The following is a 15,032-nucleotide window of genomic DNA, read 5'->3' on the forward strand; positions in this document are numbered from 1 at the left end:
GGGCCGCCGGCGCGGCCGGACCTCACCGGTCGGCCGGGGCGGCGGGGTCGCCGCCGTGACGGCGGGACCCTACCGGTCGGTCGGGGTCGCGCCCGTCGGGGCTGCCGACGGGGCGGCGGGGGCTGTGCCGGCCGGGGCCGTGGCAGCCGGCGGCGTGCCCGCCGGAGCCGTGCCGACCGGTGTCGGGCCGGAGGGCACCGCCGGGGCCGAGACCATCGCGGCCTGCGGCGTGGCCGCCAGGCGCAGCAGGAGGGAGGGGACCTCCGTCGCGTGGTAGCGGTCCTGGGGCTCGTCGTCCGCGAGGGTGGGGAGGATGAGGAGCGGGCCGTCCTCCGGGCGTTCGGGCAGGCGGCCGTGGCTGCCGCGCACCCAGGCCGCCTCCAGGGGGACCACGGGGAACGCCGTGCGCAGGCCGAGCCGCCCGCGCGCCGCCGCCACTCCCGCGCGTACCCGCACCAGCGGGTCGCCCGGGTCGAGGAACAGCTCCGCCGGGTCGTAGCCCGGCTTGCGGTGGATGTCCACGCAGCGTGCGAAGTCCGGCGCGCGGGCGTCGTCCTGCCAGTAGTAGTAGGTGAACCAGGCGTCCGCCTCCGCGACCGCCACCAGCTCGCCCGAACGCTCGTGGTCGAGGCCGGCCGCCGCCTTGCCCTTGGCGTCCAGCACCTCGGCCACCCCCGGCAGCCCGGCCAGCAGCTCCCGGACGGCCGCGACATCCCCGGGCCGCCGCACGTAGACGTGCGCCACCTGGTGGTCGGCGACCGCGAAGGCCCGCGAGCGCCAGGGGTCCAGGTACTCCATCCCCGCCTGCGCGTACACCGACAGCCAACCGGCCGCGCGCAGCGCCCTGTTGACGTGCACCGGCCGCTGCACGGCCGTGACCCCGTACTCCGAGAGCACCACCACGGCCACGCCCCGCTCCCGCGCCGCGTCCAGCAACGGGCCGACGATCAGGTCGAGATGGGCCGCCGCGGCGGCGGCCCGCGGGTCGTCGGGGCCGAACCGCTGGAGGTCGTAGTCCAGATGGGGCAGGTAGGCCAGCGTCAGGTCCGGGCGCGCGGAGTTCAGCACGTGGGTGGTGGCGTGGGCGATCCACTCGCTGGAGGCGATCCCCGCGCCGGGCCCCCAGTACTGGAAAAGGGGGAACGGCCCGAGCCGTTCGGTCAGTTCGTCGTGCAGTGCGGGCGGGGTGGTGTAGCAGTCGGGGCTCTTGCGGCCGTCCGCGTGGTAGACGGGCCGGGGCGTGACGGTGAGGTCGGTGCCCGCGCCCATCGCGTACCACCAGCACAGGTTCGCGGCGCGGTAGCCGGGGAAGCGGCGGCGGGCGGCCTCCCAGACGCGCTCGCCGCGCACGAGGCCGGCGTGCTGCCGCCACAGCAGGATCTCGCCCAGCTCGCGGAAGTACCAGCCGTTTCCGACGATCCCGTGCTCGCGCGGGGCGAGCCCGGTGAGCAGGCTGGCCTGGACGGTGCAGGTCAGGGCGGGGAAGACGGGGTCCAGCGGGACGGCCCGGCCGGCGGCGGCCAGGCGCGGCATGTGGCGCAGCAGGCGCGGGGTCAGCGCGGCGACGTTCAGCACGAGCAGGGGGCGGGGGCGGCCCTGGCTCGCCTTGCGGGCCGTGGCGGCCGGTCGCTTTCCGGTCATGTGGGCTCCTCGGTCAGTCCATGGGCGAGCAGGCGGGCGCGGGTCCAGGCGAGTTCGGCGGCGATGCCGGCCGTGAGGCCGCCGGGCTCCGGGGGCTCGGGCAGCACGGACCAGGTGTAGGTCTCGGCCTCCAGGTGGTCGGTGACGGGGGCCGGGCCGGCCAGGAGGGCGGTCAGGGTCTCCTCCAGCACCGGCCGGGTGGAGGCCAGCGGCGGCGCGGGGTCGGCGTGCAGGGGGATGTGCATGTGGGTGCGCCAGGGGCCCGGCGCATCCGGGGGCGCGGTCAGCGCGGCGGGCAGGTCGTCCCAGCGGGCGCAGGGCGCCGGGCCGCGGGTCTGGTGCAGGAAGCGGGGCTCGGCGAAACGGCCCAGCGCGGCCCGCGCCGTAGGGTCCCCCGGCCGGTCGGTCTGGAGCGCGGCGGAGAGCTGGGCCTTGACGACCGGGAGGCCCGCGCGGGTCAGGGCCGCGACGGCGGAGGCGGGGCGTTCGAAGTCCACGGCCAGGTGGCAGGCGTCCAGGCAGACGCCGACGCGCTCGGGGTCCACCCGGCCGGCGAGGCGGGCCGCCGCCTCGGCGGCCGTGTCCACGGCAGCGCCCGGCTCGGGCTCCAGGCCGACCCGCACGCGGCGGCCGGTCTCGGCGGCGAGCTTGGCCAGGCCGTCCGCGAGCAGGGCCAGGTGGAACAGCGCGCGCTCCTCGCGGGCCGGGGACCAGCCCGCGCCCCAGCCCAGCGGCACGGTGGAGACGCTGCCGCGGGCCGCGTCCTCCGGCAGCAGCGCGGCGAGCACCCGGGCCAGGTCCAGCGTGTGGGCCAGGCGCCGCGGGTCGGTCCAGTCGGGGGTGAACACCCGGCGCTTGACGACCGGTTCGTGGAAGCCGCGGTACGGGAAGCCGTTGAGGGTGACGGTCTCCAGGCCGCGCACGGCCAGTTCGCGGCCCAGCCGGGTCACGGCGGAGGGGTCGGCGGCCAGGGCCCGGGCGGCGTCCCGGGCCAGCCACAGGCCCAGGCCCAGGCGCCCGGTGTTCAGGCGCTCGCGCACCGGCTCGGCGTGGGCCGCGAGTTGGGCCAGGACACCCGGAAGGTCCTCGGCGGGGTGGACGTTGGTGCAGTAGGCGAGGTGGACGGGCGTGCCGTCGCGGTGGCGGAAGCGCATCCCCGGGCCCGCCCTCAGCCGCCGCGCACGAGCGAGCTGCCCAGGTACCGGTCGCCCTCCTCGGCGGCCACGGGCGGGGGTTCGGACAGGTCGAGCCGCCCGCTCGCGCCGTAGAAGGCCACGGGGTTGTGCCAGAAGACCTGCTCGACGCGCTCCTCGGGGAAGCCCGCGTCGAGCATGGCCCGCGCGGTGCGGGCGGTGGTCAGCGGGTCGCTGCGGCCCCAGTCGGCCGCCGAGTTGATCAGCACCCGGTCGGTGCCGGTCTCGGCCAGCAGCCGCACCGTGCGCTCGGGGTCGAGCTTGGTGTGGGGATAGACGGAGAGGCCCATCCAGCAGCCGGTGGGGGCGACTTCGCGAACGGTGGACTCGTTGAGGTGGTCGAGCAGCACCCGCTCGGGCGGGATGCCGGACTCGCGGACGGCGGCGAGAGTGCGCCGGGTGCCGGCGAGCTTGTCGCGGTGCGGGGTGTGCACCAGGGCGGGGAGGCCGTGGGCCAGGGCGAGTTCGAGCTGCACGGCCAGCGCCTTGTCCTCCTCCGGCGTCATGGTGTCGTAGCCGATCTCGCCGACCGCGACGACGCCGTCCTTGGCCAGGTAGCGCGGCAGGAGGTCCAGCACCCCGGCGCAGCGCGGGTCGTTGGCCTCCTTGGGGTTGAGGGCGAGCGCGCAGTGGTGGCGGATGCCGAACTGCGCGGCGCGGAAGGGCTCCCAGCCCAGCAGCGTGTCGAAGTAGTCGACGAAGCTGCCGACGCTGGTGCGCGGCTGGCCGAGCCAGAACGCCGGCTCGACGGCGGCGCACACCCCGGCGGCCCGCAGCGCCTCGTAGTCGTCGGTGGTGCGCGAGGTGAGGTGGATGTGGGGGTCGAAGATGCGCATCGCGGGTCAGCTCCTGGGCAGGTGGCCGGTGAGGAACCACAGGTCGGAGGGCACCGGGCGCCCGGCGTCGGTGAGTTCGACGGCGTAGTCGCACGCCATCCGGCGCAGCTCGCCGTCCCGGCGCCGCACGACGCCGTCGACGGCGGCCAGCGGGATCGAGCGGTGCAGGCACTTGAGGACGGCGTGCCGCCAGGTGTGGGGGTCGAGGTTGCGGGCCGCGTAGGGGCCCAGGGCGGCGGCCAGCAGGCGGGCGTCGTCGGTGCGCAGCGCGTCGCGGACCAGCGGCAGCGCGTGCTCGCCGACGTCCAGCAGGGACAACGCCCGCAGCACGCCGCGTCGTTCGGCCGCGTCGCCCTCGTGATAGACGGCGGAGGCTCGGGCCGCGAGCTCGGCGCCGCGCAGGGGGACGGCGGCCAGCAGCAGGGCGCGGGCGGCGTCGTCCACGGTCCAGGCGAGGCCGGCGGGCAGGCCGTCCGCCTCGGCGGGGGCGTCGGCCTGGTCGGCGCGGTCCGTCTCCTCCGCCGGTTCGAGGGCGCCGCGTCCGCAGCGGCGGCCCGCCTCGGGGAAGTGGCGGTGCAGCGCGGCGGGCTGGGCGCCGATCTCGCGGGTGGCGGCGGCCAGCCAGTCGGCGGCCTCCGGCCCGGCCCGGCGGGTCAGGGCCTCGCGCAGCCCGGCCAGCGTGCTGATCCGGGGCGCCCGCGCGGTCAGCATGCCGCTGCCCGGCGCAGGAACCGCAGCGAACGCTCCGCCACCGCGGGCCCGTCGTGGCTGTGCCGGGGCAGCTCCACGCTGACCAGCCCCCGGTAGCCGCAGTCGTCCAGGGCGCGCAGCACGGGCGGGAAGTCCATGCCGCCCGCGCCGAATTCGAGGTGCTCGTGCACGCCGCGCCGCATGTCCTCGATCTGCACGTGGACCAGGCGCGGCGCGGCCCGCCGCACGCAGTCGGGGACCGGCGCGTCCTCCAGGCAGTGGCAGTGCCCCAGGTCCAGCGTCAGCCCGAAGGCGGGGGGATCGCCGAGGAGCCGGGCCAGGCGTTCGTAGCCCTCCAGTGTGTCCACCAGCATGCCGGGCTCGGGCTCGAACCCCAGGGTGACGCCGTGCCGTTGGGCCTGGTCCAGCACGCGGGCGCAGCCCTCGCGCAGCCGCTCCCAGGCCGTTGTCTCGCCCAGGTCCGGCGGGGCGGCGCCGCTCCACAGGGACACGGCCTCGGCGCCGAGGTCGGCGGCGACGCGGACGGCCCGGCCCAGGTAGTCCAGGCGGGGCGCGGGGTTTTCGTCGAGCAGGGTGGGGGCGTGCTTGCGGCGCGGGTCGAGCAGATAGCGGGCCCCGGTCTCCACGACGACGGCCAGGCCCAGGTCGGCCAGGCGCTTGCCCAGCCGGGCGGTCCGGTGGGCCAGCCCGGGGGCGAAGGGGTCGAGGTGCGCGTGGTCGAGGGTCAACGCGACGCCCTCGTAGCCGAGTTCGGCCAGCAAAGCGAGGGCGTCCGGGAGCCGGTGGCCGGTGAGGCCGTTGGTGCCGTATGCAAAGCGGTGGCCTCCGGCCGGGCGGGGGCCATCCGCCGGGGCGGGGCGGGGGGCGGTCGCGGGGCCGGGGAGCGTGCGGTCGTGCGTCACGTCGGATTCACCTTCCGGAACAGCGGACGGGTCAGGGGAACGCCCGCGAGCAGCGCCGCCGCGCGCCCCGGCGCCCCGGCGCGGGCGGCGCAGGCCGCCTGGAGCGGCAGCAGCGCGGAGAGCCCGGCGGCCACGGCCGGCCGGGTCCCGGCCCGGGGCCGGCGCGCGGCGGCGAGCTGGCCGGCGCCGAAGCGCAGGGCGTAGAGGGCGGCGGGGGCGGCGGTGGCCGCGCGAGCGGCGGCGGGGCGCGCGCCGTTGAGCCACGCGCCCCGGCGCGTGGCTGGGCGGGCCGCCGTCGCAGCGATGAGGGCGGTGGCGGCGAGCCCCGCGGGGACCAGGGCCGGGGGCGCGAGGCGGGTCTCGAAGCGGCCGAGCGCCGTGACCACCGCCGTGTGCGCGGCGATCAGGGCCGCCGCCGGGGCGGCGGGCGCGAGGCGGCCGGGGCCCGCGCCGAGGAGCACGTCCAGGCCGCGCGCGGCGGCCATCGCGGCCGGTCCCGCCACCGGGTGCCGCTTCAGCCGCAGGTCGTAGGCCCACACCGCCCCGGCCAGCGGCCCTGCCACGGCCAGGGCCCGGCGCCCGCCCGCCGCCCCGGCGAGGCCGAGCCCGGCGGTGGTCAGGCCGCAGGCCAGGCCGAGCGCGAAGGAGGGGGCGATCCGCCCGGAGGGCAGCGGGCGTTCGGGCCGGTCGCGGGCGTCGGCCGCGCGGTCGGCCCAGTCGTTGAGCGCCATGCCCGCCGCGTACAGGCACAGGGACGAGGCCGTCAGCAGGGGCGTTGCCCGGTGGAACGCCCGCCCAGCCGCCGCCGCGCCCGCGAGTCCGTCGCCGGGGACGGTCAGGGCGGCAGGGGCGCGGAGCAGTTCGGCCACGGCGCGCCAGCCGGGCGGGCCAGGCCGGGCGTGGGGGCGGCCGGCGTCGGCCATGGGGAGTCCTTTCGCGACGGGCGGGGCGGGCGGGGGCGGCCGGGGACCGCGCGGGGTCACTTCCGCGGCGAGTTTATTGCTGAGGGAAATTAATGCGGCGCAAGGCGCCGTGGGCCGTTCGCGGCGCGTCTCCGGGCGTTCGCGACCGCATTCCGGGGAAGGTCGGACCATGCGATGAACGGCCCGCGGGGGCGCGCCGGGCGGGTCCGCCGTTCGTTGACGGCCGGTAACTTCCGCAGGTAGCTGGGCTGTTGGGGACACGCGGAGTTAGGCTGACCCGGCGCACGAACGAGCGTGGCACAGCACGTAAGAGCACGGACACCGTGCGGAAGGGGGCGATCTGTCGTGACGGAGCCCGAGGAGCAGCCGGAACCCGGGATCGACATGAGCCGGCCCAGCATCGCGCGGGTCTACGACGCCGTGCTCGGCGGCAAGGACAACTACGCGGTGGACCGGGTCGTCGCCGACGAGGTCCGCCGGACGATGCCGCACATCAGCGACGTGGGCTGGTACAACCGGGCCGTCCTGGGCCGGATGGTGCGCCACCTCACGACCGAGGCAGGGATCCGCCAGTTCCTCGACCTCGGCGCAGGGCTGCCCACCCTGGAGAACACCCACCAGGTGGCCCAGCGCCACGCCCCCGACGCCCGCGTGGTCTACGTCGACATCGACCCCATCGTTCTCGCGCACGGCCGGGCCCTGCTGGAGGAGAACGAGCGCACCACCGTCGTCACCGCGGACCTGCGCGACCCGAAGGCCGTCCTGGGCCACGAGGGCGTGCGGCGCCTGATCGACTTCTCGCAGCCGGTGGGCGTTCTCCTCGTCGGCATGCTGCACCACCTCCACGACGACGAGGACCCGCAGGGCGTGGTCGACGCCTACATGGCGGCCGTGCCGTCCGGCAGCCACCTGGTGGTCACCCACTTCTGCGACACGGGCCCCGAGGCGCGCGCGGTGGAGGAGACGATGATGGAGTTCCTCGGCACCGGCCGCTTCCGCACGCTGGACGAGATCGGCGCCTACTTCCGCGGCCTCGACCTGCTGGACCCCGGCGTCGTCCCCCTCCCGCAGTGGCGCCCGGACGCCCCCGTCGACGGCCCCCTCACCGTGGCCCACCGCCTGATGGCGGGCGGCGTCGCACGCAAGCCGTAACGCCCGCGATCCCCCCTCGTCCCCACCCCGCCCCCGCCCGTCGTCCCCGGCGCGAACGTCCCGTCGCCGCGCCGGGGTTCGTGGGCATGCTGTGACATTCCTGTCGTTGTCCGGAGGCGTGCGCACTCGTAACGTCGCGGCAGAACCATGCGGGGGAACGAGGGGAGTGATCGGCCGTGTCGCGTCCGTCTGACTGGTCGCCGGTGGACCTGGACCGGGACCCGACGCCGGGGGATCCGGAGGAGATCCGGGAACTGGCGGAGGAGTTGCAGGACTTCGCGGACGATGTGGGGGAGGCGCTGGGCCGTATCCGGGGGATGGCCTCCGACCGCGCCGTGCAGGAGTGGGCGGGGCTGTCGGCGGAGGCGTTCCGTGCGGAGTTCGACGGGGTGCCGGGGAACCTGGACAAGCTCCAGCGCTCGTACGACATGGCTGCCGACGCGCTGGCCCGGTACTGGCCGGAACTCCAGACCGCGCAGGGCATGGCCGACCGGGCGTTGCAGCGGGCGATCGACGCGCAGGCGGCCCTGTCCTCCGCGCAGACGGAGCTGAGCGGGGCGCGGGACTGGGTCTCGCGGGCCGGGGACGAGGCCGAACGCCTCCAGGACGAACGCGACCAGGAGGACGCCCCCGAGCCCCCCGACGAAACCCAGGTCCGCCAGGCCGTCCGCGACCACCAGGCCGCCCAGCAGGCCGCCTCCGCTGCCCAGTCGCGGGTGGACAACGCCGAGGCCGACCTGTCGGCCGCCCGCGAGCTCGCCCGCCAGGCCCTGGAGATGCGGGAGGAGGCCGCCCGCACCTGCGCTCAGGGCATCGACGAGGCTTCGGACGCGGGTATCCAGAACCGCAGTTGGTGGGAGCGGGCCATCGACTGGGTGGTCGACAACTGGGACACCATCGTCGACATCTGCAAGGCCATCGTCGCCGTCCTCGGCATCGTGGTCCTCATCATCGGCGGCCCCCTCGCCTGGGTCGTCCTGGCCGCCGCGCTCGTCGTGCTCGCGGACACCCTCATCGACTACGCCAACGGCCGGGCGACCCTGTGGGATGTGGCTTTTGCGGCACTTGACTGCATTCCGGGGATGCGCGGCCTGACGACCCTGGGCGGACTGGCGCGGGGGCTGCGCGGGCTGGCGACCACCGGCCTGCGCGGCATCTCCGCCGGAGTGCGCGGCCTGGGGCAGTCCATCCGGGGCCTGGGGCGGGGCATGCAGCGGCTCTTCTGCCGCACCGACCCCGTGGACATGGCCACCGGCGAGGTCGTCACGGAGGCCACCGACGTCCGCCTGCCCGGAACGCTGCCGCTGGTCCTCGCCCGCAGCCACCGCACGTCCGTCGCCGCCGGCCGCCTCTTCGGTCCCTCCTGGGCCTCCACCCTCGACCAGCGGCTGATCCTCGGCGAGTACGGCGTGGAGCTGTTCACCGAGGACGGCATGCTGCTGCACTACCCGCTCCCGCTGCCCGGCGAGCCGGTGCTGCCGGTCGAGGGCCCGCGCTGGGGCCTGAGCCGGGACGGCGGCCCCGACGCGCCGATGACCGTGCACCAGCCCGACACCGGCCGCACCCTGCACTTCGGCCGGGTGCCGGGCGGGCCGGGCGGCTCCGGCGGGCCCGGCGCCGAACTCCCGCTCATCGCGATCGCCGACCGCAACGGCAACCGCGTCCGGATCCTCCACGCCGAGGACGGCGCCCCGGCCGAGGTCGTCCACGACGGCGGCTACCGCGTGGGTGTCTCCACCCAGGAGGGCCGCGTCACCGCGCTGCGCCTGCTCAGCGCCCCCGGCGAGCCCGTCCTGCTGCGGTACGGCTACGACGAGCGGGGCAACCTCGCCGAGGTCGTCAACTCCAGCGGCCTGCCCCTGCGTCTGTCCTACGACGAGGCCCACCGCCTCACCGGCTGGGAGGACCGCAACGGCACCCGCTACCACTACACGTACGACGCGGACGGCCGGTGCGTGGCCACCCACGGCACGGATGGCGTTCTCGCCAGCACCATCGCCTACGAACCCGACCGCTACCGGACAGAGTTCACCGACTCCCTCGGCCACACCACCGTCTACCAGTTCAACGACTGCTACCAACTCCTCACCGAGACAGGCCCGTCGGGCGCCGCCGTCCACCGCGCCTACGACCGCTACGACCGGCTGCTGAGCCTCACCGACCCGCTCGGCAACACCACCCGCCACGCCTACGACGACCGCGGCAACCCCGTGGTCCTCACCCGGCCCGACGGCGCGCGGCTGGCCATGACGTACAACGACGCGGGCCTGCTGACCGAGGTCACCGAGCCGGACGGGACGCGCTGGCTGCGGGAGTACGACGCGGCCGGCAACCGCACGGCCGTCACCGACCCCCTGGGCGGCGTCGTCCGCTACGCCTACGACGACCGCGGCGCCCCCGCCGCGGTCACCGACCCGCTGGGCCACGTCACCCGGGTGACCTGCGACGCGGCCGGCCTCGCTCTGGCCGTGGAGGCGCCGGACGGCGCGGTGACCCGCTACGCCTACGACGCCTTCGGCCGCATCACCGAGGAGACCGGACCCGACGGCGCGGTCAGCCGCACCGAGTGGACGCCGGAAGGCAAGCCCGCCCGCCACGTCGCCCCGGACGGCACCGTCCAGACCTGGACCTGGGACCCGGAGGGCAACTGCCTGAGCCACACCGACCCCGCCGGGGCCCATGTCGCCTACGCCTACGGCCCCTTCGACCTGCCGGCCACGCGGACCGGCTCCGACGGCTCCTTCACCCGCTACGAGCGGGACACCGAGCTGCGGCTGACGGCCGTGACCAACGCCCTTGGCGCGACGTGGCGTTACACCCACGACGCGGCCGGGAACCTCGTCGCCGAGACCGACTTCGACGGCCGCGTGGTCCGCTACGGCTACGACGCGGCGGGGCAGCTGACCGAGCGGGTCAACGCCGCCGGCCAGCGCGTCGTCCTGCACCGCAACGCCATGGGCGAGGTCGTCCGCCAGGAGAGCGACGGCCGCGTGACCACCTTCGAGCACGACGCCGCCGGGCAGCTGGTGCGCGCGGTCAGCCCCGAGGCCGAGCTGCTGATCGAGCGCGACCCGCTGGGCCGCGTGCTGGCCGAGACCGTCAACGGCCGCACCACCGCCTACGCGTACGACGCGATGGGGCGGCCCGTGCGCCGCCGTACCCCGGCCGGCGTGGAGAGCCTGTGGTCCTACGACGCGGCGGGGCGCCCGGCGCGCCTCACCTCCGCCGGGCGGGAGATCGCCTTCGAGCGCGACGCCGCCGGGCGCGAGACCCGGCGCCGCATCGGGGCAGGACCGGTCGTCGAGCACCGCTGGGGCCCGGCCGGGACGCTCACCGGGCAGTCCGTGGTGCTGGGACAACGGGTCGTCGCGCGCCGGGAGTTCGGCTACCGGGAGGACGGCTGCCTCACCTCGGTCGCCGACTCCGCCGCCGGGACCACGGGCCTGCGCCTGGACGCGGCCGGGCGCGTGGTGGCCGTGGACGCGCCGACGGGGCCCGAGGCGTACGCGTACGACGTGGCGGGGAACCAGACCCACGCCCGGTGGCCCGCGGCGTACGGCGGGCAGGACGCGACCGGCGAACGCGCCTACGAGGGCGGCCGGATCACCGGCGCGGGCCGTACCCGGTACGAGTACGACGCGGCGGGCCGGATCGTGGTGCGCCGCCGGGCGCGGCTGTCGAAGAGGCCGGAGGAGTGGCGTTACACCTGGGACGCCGAGGACCGGCTCACCTCGGTGACCACGCCGGACGGCGCCCGCTGGGAGTACCGCTACGACCCGCTGGGGCGGCGGATCGGAAAGCGGCGGGTGGCCGGGGACGGCACCACCGCCGAGTGGACCGCGTTCGTCTGGTCCGGCACGCAGCTCATCGAGCAGATCGGCGGCGTCGGCCCGGAGGGGACCGCGGGCGAGGTCGCGAGCGTGGACCGGGGCGCAGGCCTGGGCCAGGGCGCGGGCGGGGAAACGTCCAGCCTGACCTGGGAGTTCAACGGCCTGGCGCCGCTGGCGCAGATCGAGGGGCACGCGCCGGGCGGCGGCCTGGCGCGGGTGCCGCAGGAGGAGATCGACCGCCGGTTCTACGCCCTCATCACCGACCTGGTGGGCACGCCCACCCGGATGGTCGACGAGGCGGGAGAGGTGGTCAGGGAGCTGGGCGCCACGCTGTGGGGCCGCGTCCCCGGCGCCCCGGCGGGCGCGGCGGACACCCCGCTGCGCTTCCCCGGCCAGTACGCGGACGCCGAGAGCGGGCTGCACTACAACGTCCACCGGTACTACGACCCGGAGACGGCGCGCTACCTCACGCCCGACCCGCTGGGGCTGACGCCCGCGCCGAATCCGCACGTCTACCCGCACAACCCGCACACGTGGGCCGACCCGCTGGGCCTGGCCCCGTGCATGGTCGACCTCTACCACGGGACGTTCGGCGCGGCGGCGACGAACATCCGCGCCAACGGCATCGACCTGGCCTACAGCACCCGCAACATGGACTTCGGCCGCGGCGGGTTCTACGTCACCAACAGCCGCCGCCAGGCCGAGGACTGGGCGCAGCGGCTGGCCGGGCGCAACGGGGACACGCCCGCGGTGCTGCACTTCCGGGTGCCGCGCAGCGAGCTGGACTCCTTCAACCGGCGCCTCTTCGACGGGCCGAGCGACGAGCTGGCAGACTTCATCCGCCACCACAGGAACGGCGGCGCGATGCACAACTACGACATGGTCGAGGGCCCCATGCTGCTGAACGTCGGCCCGTTCCTGCGCCGGGGCGCCGATCCGGTCTTCGGCGGGCACCAGATCGCGATCTTCTCGCCGGACGCGGCGAGCCTGTTCAACCGGTCCCTTCAGTGAGCACCGATCCCTTCAGTAAGCACAGCGCAGTGAGCGAGGAGCCGGAGAGAGCCGTGGCGGAGTTTCTGATGGCCACCGGGGATGCCGGGATGCAGGAGTACTTCGGGGAGATCGCGGAGGTGATGGTGGAGGAGTTCGGGATCTCCCGGGCCGAGGCCGTCGCGCGGGTCAACGAGGCGTTCAAGGACCAGGAGTTCGCCCCCTACCCGGACGTCATCTGTCACGAGCTGCCCGAGCACTGGGCGTTCGGCCTGTACTACGGCGACGTCCCGTACTGGGAGGAGTCGGCCGACCGCTCCTCCTGGACCCCACGGCCGGCGCCGCCCCGGGACTCCGAGTCCTGGACGGTGGCCCCGGACGGGGAGTGAGCCCCGTGGGCAGGAGCCTCCCGTAGCGATGCGGATCGAGTTCAGCGTGCGCGAGGGCCGGCCCCCGCCGGCCTCCGGGTTCGACCTCGGGGACATCGACGTCGAGGGCAACTGGGGGGCCGCGACCTCGCGCGGACACCGGCCGGACCAGGGGATGATGATCCACCTCGCCGTCGCAGAGCTGCTGGACACCTTGCGCGCGCTGGTGGCGGGGCGCAGGCCGGGGAAGGCCGTTCGGCGGGAGTTCGTGGGCGCCGACTCCTCCTTCACCCTGGACTTCACGCTGACCCGGGAGGGGAGGCTGGTCACGGCCCAGGGGGGCCAGGTGCTGGACGAGTCGCCGGCCGGGGAGGCGCTGCGCGAGGTGGGCCGGGCGGCCGAGGCGTTCGCCGCCGCCCACCTGCCGACGCTGCCGGAGGACGACGCGGCGCGCGGGGACCTGGAGGCCGCGCTGCGGGCGTTTCGCGGCGTGGCCGCCGGGGTGGGGGAGTAGGCGCCGCGCCGGGAGGTGACGACGCGCGTCAGGGCAGGCGTTCGTACTGGGTGGTGAGGCCGTCCAGGAGGGCGGTGAGGCCCGTTTCGAAGGCGCCCTCGTCGATGCGGCGCTGGTGGCCGGCCATCAGGTGGGCCTCGGCGAGGTGGGGGTAGTCGGCGGCGTAGAGGCTGGCGTCGGTGGGGAAGCCGGTGGCGAAGGAGGCCAGGGCCGAGCCGGTGACGAAGTACCGCATCAGGGCGCCGATGCGGGTGGCCTGGGCGCGGGGCCAGCCGGCCTGGATCAGGGCGCCGAAGACGGCGTTGGCCAGGCGCAGGCCGGCCGGGCGGCGGCCCGGGCCGCGGGCCAGGACCGGGACCAGGTGGGGGTGGGCGGCCAGGGCCGCGCGGTAGGAGCGGGCCCAGGCGCGCAGCGCCTCGGCCCAGGGGTCGCGGCCGAGCATCGAGATGTCGACCTGGTCGAGCACGCCGTCGGCCATCGCGTCGACGATCTCGTCCATCGTCGCGAAGTGGTTGTAGAGGGAGGGGCCGCTGACCCCCAGGTCGGCGGCCAGGCGGCGGGTGGTGAGCGCGGGCAGGCCCTCGGCGTCGACGATCCGCAGGGCCGCGGCGGTGATCCGTTCGCGGCTGAGCAGCGGCTGGCGCGGGCGGCCCATCGTTCCTCCAGGGCGGCGCGGGGCGGGCGCCCGGGTGGCGTCCGCCTCCGGCGAGCGGGTGTGGCGTCCGCCCTATCCAAGCACGGGGATCGCTGTGTAGGGTCATTAAAACTTGCAGCGGTAGTTTTATGGACCGGAGGTGGTCCCCGTGGACCTGGCCCTGGGAGAGGAGCAGGTCGCAGCCCAGCGGCTGGCGGCCGACTTCACCGATCGCGAGATCGTTCCGTTCGCGACCGAGTGGGACCGGGCCGAGGCCGTGGACCGGGGGATCGTGGCAAAGCTGGGCTCGGTCGGCTTCCTCGGCCTGACCGTCCCCGAGGAGTACGGCGGCTCCGGCGGCGACCACCTCGCCTACTGCCTGGTGCTGGAGGAGCTGGGGCGCGGCGACTCGGCCGTGCGCGGCATCGTCTCCGTCTCGCTGGGCCTGGTGGGCAAGACGATCGCCGCTTTCGGCACCGAGGAGCAGAAGCGGCGGTGGCTGCCGGGCATCTGCTCCGGCGAGCTGATCGCCTGCTTCGGCCTGACCGAGCCCGGCACCGGCTCCGACGCGGGGAACCTGGCCACGCGCGCCGAGCGTCAGTCCGGCGGCGACTGGCTGATCACCGGCTCGAAGATCTTCATCACCAACGGCACCTGGGCGGACGTGGCCCTCGTCTTCGCCCGCACCGGCGGCCCCGGGGCCAAGGGCGTCACGGCCTTCCTGGTGCCCACGGACGTGCCCGGCTTCGAGCGGCGGCCCATCCACGGCAAGCTGGGCCTGCGCGGGCAGCCCACCGCCGAGCTGAGCTTCGATCGTGTGCGCGTGCCGGACTCGGCCCGTCTGGGCGAGGAGGGCAAGGGCTTCCGGGTGGCGATGACCGCGCTGGCCAAGGGCCGGATGTCGGTGGCCACCGGCTGTGTGGGGATCGCGCGGGCCAGCCTGGAGGCGGCCGTTGCCTACGCGCGGGAACGCGAGCAGTTCGGCAAGCCGATCGGCGAACACCAGCTCGTGCAGCAGCACATCGCGGACATCCGGGTGGAGACGGACGCGGCGCGGCTGCTGACCTGGCGGGTGGCCGACCTGATCGACCGCGGGCAGCCGTTCGCCACGGAGTCCTCCGTCGCCAAGCTCTATGCGAGCGAGGCGGCCGTGCGGGCGGCGAGCAAGGCCCTCCAGGTCTTCGGCGGCTACGGCTACATCGACGAGTACCCCGTCAGCAAGTACCTGCGGGACGCGCGGGTGATGACGCTGTACGAGGGGACCAGCGAGATCCAGAAGCTGATCATCGGGCGGGCCGAGACCGGGCTCAGCGCGTTCTGAGGCGCGGGCCCGGCGCC

At 75.7% G+C, this 15,032-nt stretch carries 12 protein-coding genes; 5 read left to right on the forward strand and 7 right to left on the reverse strand.

The annotated features are described in order from the left end of the window. Positions 1-69: 69 nt before the first annotated feature. Genes RM780_RS10505 through RM780_RS10530 form a run of 6 tightly spaced genes read right to left on the reverse strand, consistent with a single transcriptional unit; the run spans position 70 to position 6,206 of the window. A complete protein-coding gene (locus RM780_RS10505; RefSeq protein WP_311630338.1) occupies positions 70-1,641 on the reverse strand; it encodes a nucleotide pyrophosphatase/phosphodiesterase family protein in 1,572 nt (523 codons plus the stop codon). After that, the gene (gene eboE / locus RM780_RS10510) at positions 1,638-2,795 is read right to left on the reverse strand and encodes a metabolite traffic protein EboE (RefSeq protein ID WP_311630339.1); all 1,158 of its coding nucleotides are present in this window, start codon (positions 2,793-2,795) and stop codon (positions 1,638-1,640) included. The genes RM780_RS10505 and eboE overlap by 4 nt, the downstream gene beginning before the upstream one ends. Positions 2,796-2,809: 14 nt before the next feature. Further along, complete coding sequence (locus tag RM780_RS10515; protein WP_311630340.1) at positions 2,810-3,670, reverse strand: TatD family hydrolase; 861 nt, start codon at positions 3,668-3,670, stop codon at positions 2,810-2,812. Between the two features lie 6 nt (positions 3,671-3,676). Then, positions 3,677-4,381, reverse strand: coding sequence for an EboA domain-containing protein (locus tag RM780_RS10520; RefSeq protein ID WP_311630341.1), 705 nt, complete (start codon positions 4,379-4,381; stop codon positions 3,677-3,679). After that, positions 4,375-5,283 (reverse strand): sugar phosphate isomerase/epimerase family protein, encoded by a 909-nt coding sequence (locus RM780_RS10525; protein ID WP_394812930.1) that lies wholly within the window; start codon positions 5,281-5,283, stop codon positions 4,375-4,377. The genes RM780_RS10520 and RM780_RS10525 overlap by 7 nt, the downstream gene beginning before the upstream one ends. Continuing rightward, entirely contained in the window at positions 5,280-6,206 is a 927-nt protein-coding gene (locus RM780_RS10530; protein ID WP_311630342.1) for an SCO3242 family prenyltransferase, read from the reverse strand. The genes RM780_RS10525 and RM780_RS10530 overlap by 4 nt, the downstream gene beginning before the upstream one ends. 345 nt (positions 6,207-6,551) lie before the next feature. On the opposite strand from RM780_RS10530, the gene RM780_RS10535 reads away from it, so the two are divergent. The 4 genes from RM780_RS10535 (at position 6,552) to RM780_RS10550 (ending at position 13,060) form a co-directional block, all read left to right on the forward strand. Then, a complete protein-coding gene (locus RM780_RS10535; RefSeq protein ID WP_311630343.1) occupies positions 6,552-7,358 on the forward strand; it encodes an SAM-dependent methyltransferase in 807 nt (268 codons plus the stop codon). A 176-nt stretch (positions 7,359-7,534) separates the two neighbouring features. Then, entirely contained in the window at positions 7,535-12,199 is a 4,665-nt protein-coding gene (locus RM780_RS10540; RefSeq protein ID WP_311630344.1) for an RHS repeat-associated core domain-containing protein, read from the forward strand. Between the two features lie 53 nt (positions 12,200-12,252). Beyond that, complete coding sequence (locus RM780_RS10545) at positions 12,253-12,567, forward strand: hypothetical protein (protein WP_311630345.1); 315 nt, start codon at positions 12,253-12,255, stop codon at positions 12,565-12,567. A gap of 28 nt (positions 12,568-12,595) precedes the next feature. Continuing rightward, entirely contained in the window at positions 12,596-13,060 is a 465-nt protein-coding gene (locus RM780_RS10550) for a hypothetical protein (RefSeq protein WP_311630346.1), read from the forward strand. A gap of 28 nt (positions 13,061-13,088) precedes the next feature. Here the strand turns inward: RM780_RS10550 and RM780_RS10555 are convergent, their stop codons facing one another. Beyond that, positions 13,089-13,715: a TetR/AcrR family transcriptional regulator gene (locus tag RM780_RS10555; RefSeq protein ID WP_311630347.1), complete on the reverse strand. Its 627-nt coding sequence runs from the start codon at positions 13,713-13,715 to the stop codon at positions 13,089-13,091. 148 nt (positions 13,716-13,863) lie between these two features. Between RM780_RS10555 and RM780_RS10560 the strand changes: the two genes are divergently transcribed. Beyond that, a complete protein-coding gene (locus RM780_RS10560; protein WP_311630348.1) occupies positions 13,864-15,015 on the forward strand; it encodes an acyl-CoA dehydrogenase family protein in 1,152 nt (383 codons plus the stop codon). Positions 15,016-15,032 lie beyond the last annotated feature (17 nt).

It is taken from the genome of Streptomyces boetiae, assembly GCF_031845405.1.
Classification (GTDB): domain Bacteria; phylum Actinomycetota; class Actinomycetes; order Streptomycetales; family Streptomycetaceae; genus Streptomyces; species Streptomyces boetiae.

Coding starts and splice junctions, on each gene's coding strand:
- RM780_RS10505 (WP_311630338.1), bottom strand. CDS start 1,641: ATGACCGGAAAGCGACCGGCCGCCACGGCCCGCAAGGCGAGCCAGGGC.
- eboE (WP_311630339.1), bottom strand. CDS start 2,795: ATGCGCTTCCGCCACCGCGACGGCACGCCCGTCCACCTCGCCTACTGC.
- RM780_RS10515 (WP_311630340.1), bottom strand. CDS start 3,670: ATGCGCATCTTCGACCCCCACATCCACCTCACCTCGCGCACCACCGAC.
- RM780_RS10520 (WP_311630341.1), bottom strand. CDS start 4,381: ATGCTGACCGCGCGGGCGCCCCGGATCAGCACGCTGGCCGGGCTGCGC.
- RM780_RS10530 (WP_311630342.1), bottom strand. CDS start 6,206: ATGGCCGACGCCGGCCGCCCCCACGCCCGGCCTGGCCCGCCCGGCTGG.
- RM780_RS10550 (WP_311630346.1), top strand. CDS start 12,596: ATGCGGATCGAGTTCAGCGTGCGCGAGGGCCGGCCCCCGCCGGCCTCC.
- RM780_RS10555 (WP_311630347.1), bottom strand. CDS start 13,715: ATGGGCCGCCCGCGCCAGCCGCTGCTCAGCCGCGAACGGATCACCGCC.